Consider the following 674-nt stretch of genomic DNA (forward strand, 5'->3'; position numbering starts at 1 on the left):
CGCTGGGCGAGCCCTCGCCCGTCCTCGTCTCGGGCCCCGAGCAGGACCTCGCGCTCGCCGAGCTGCTGGCCGGGCACGCGGCCGGCGACGTCACGGGACCGGCGTGGCCGCCGGGCGTCCCCGACGTCGCGCTCGGCACGCGCGCGTTCCGTGACGAGCTGCGCGACCTGCTCATGCGCGCGGCCGAGCGTGGCCTCGCGCCGTCCGACCTCGCGGCCCTCGGGCGCCGCGAGGGCCGCCCGGCGTGGGTCGCCGCCGCGCGCGTGTACGAGGAGTACCTCGACGTCATGGCGCTGGCCGCCGCGACGCCCGACGCGGGCGAGCGGCTCGACCCGGCCGTCGTGGTCGACGCGGCCGTCGCCGCGCTGCGCCGCTGGGACGACGACGTGCCCGGCGTCCCGTGCCCGAGCCGACGCCTCGTCGTCGTGGACGACCACCAGGAGAGCACGGCGGCGACCGCGCGCCTGCTCGGGGCGTTCGCCGACCGCGGCGCGCGGCTGCTGCTGCTGGGCGACCCCGACGTCGCGGTGCAGACGTTCCGCGGCGCGCAGCCCACGCTGGTCGCGCGCGCGCTCGCGCCCGCCCCCGACGGCCTGGGCGCCGAGCACGTCGTGCTCGGCACCGTGTGGCGCCAGACCGCGCCGCTGCGCGAGGTGACCGCCCGGGTCGCCGAG

1 protein-coding gene is annotated in these 674 nt (G+C 80.4%); it reads left to right on the forward strand.

What is annotated here, in order from left to right:
• The coding region (locus tag J7523_RS20450; protein ID WP_291890641.1) for a UvrD-helicase domain-containing protein at positions 1-674 on the forward strand (674 nt) is incomplete at both ends.

Source organism: Cellulomonas sp., from assembly GCF_017744555.1.
Classification (GTDB): domain Bacteria; phylum Actinomycetota; class Actinomycetes; order Actinomycetales; family Cellulomonadaceae; genus Cellulomonas.